The sequence below is a fragment of the Pseudomonas sp. HMSC065H01 genome (genome assembly GCF_001815235.1).
GTDB lineage: Bacteria > Pseudomonadota > Gammaproteobacteria > Pseudomonadales > Pseudomonadaceae > Pseudomonas > Pseudomonas aeruginosa.
In genome coordinates this window covers 1-261 of sequence record NZ_KV819896.1, presented here as the reverse complement: position 1 = coordinate 261, position 261 = coordinate 1, and the positions used below count along the sequence as shown (strand labels likewise).

Annotated in this window: 1 protein-coding gene; it reads right to left on the bottom strand. The window is 64.8% G+C overall.

Annotation, left to right across the window (positions count from 1 at the left end; translation table 11 throughout):
* Nucleotides 1-50: 50 nt before the first annotated feature.
* A partial coding sequence (locus tag HMPREF3014_RS17925; protein ID WP_070734393.1) for a lysogeny maintenance protein PflM occupies nt 51-261 on the bottom strand: 211 nt, incomplete at its 5' end.

Genomic DNA, 261 nt, shown 5'->3' with positions numbered 1-261 from the left:
TGGATCAGGCAGAGCAGGAGCAGCGCTTTCAGGGTCTTAGCGAGCATGGGTCAGCCCTCCAATTGGAATGCTTCGCGCACGGGCACAAAGGGCGTGGGCTTCCCGCTGTCGTGCACAACGTGCCAGTACTTCGGCGGACGCCGGGACGGATCGTGTTTCGCGCAGAAGGAACGGGGACGGCAGAGCCAACGGCCATCTTCCCGATAGGGCAGCCCAGGGGGACGGCAGTCCGGACACGGCGACGGGCTGTGCAATGGGATG